Genomic DNA, 644 nt, shown 5'->3' on the forward strand with positions numbered 1-644 from the left:
GTCTTCATAGATTTGAATCCTAATGTGGCCCTGATGATCCGCTTTAACTTACCATGATCACATTCAATGACATTATTTTTATACTTAATCTGCCTGTGCTCAATATCTACTGGACATTTTCCTTCTCGCTTTAACCGTGATAAAGCATGGCCATAGGTCGCTGCTTTATCTGTATTGATGACCCGTGGAATTTGCCATTTTTTCACCGTATTGAAGATCTTTCCTAAAAAACAATAGGCTGATTTACTGTTCCGTCTAGCGGAAAGGTAAAAGTCAATCGTATGACCACGTTGATCAACTGCACGATACAGGTAAGTCCATCGCCCCTTCACTTTGATATAAGTCTCATCCATATGCCATGAATGTAAATCTGTAGGATTACGCCAATACCAGCGTAAGCGTTTTTCCATTTCTGGAGCATAACGCTGAACCCAACGATAAATTGTGGTGTGGTCAACATTCACACCTCGTTCAGCGAGCATTTCTTGAAGTTCACGATAGCTGATGCCATATTTACAATACCAACGAACAGCCCAAAGAATGATTTCACCTTGAAAGTGCCGACCATGGAAGGGATTCATCTGCTGTATCTCGAAATAAATAAGATATTTAGCTTATCATGTCAGCCTATTTGCAACAGTGCC

Annotated in this window: 1 protein-coding gene; it reads right to left on the reverse strand. The window is 40.5% G+C overall.

Annotated elements, in window-relative coordinates; all coding sequences use genetic code 11:
• A partial coding sequence (locus D7V20_RS19390) for an IS6-like element IS1008 family transposase (protein WP_120385421.1) occupies window positions 1-581 on the reverse strand: 581 nt, incomplete at its 3' end.
• Window positions 582-644: the final 63 nt, after the last annotated feature.

This window comes from Acinetobacter rongchengensis, from assembly GCF_003611475.1.
GTDB classification, from domain to species: Bacteria; Pseudomonadota; Gammaproteobacteria; order Pseudomonadales; family Moraxellaceae; genus Acinetobacter; species Acinetobacter rongchengensis.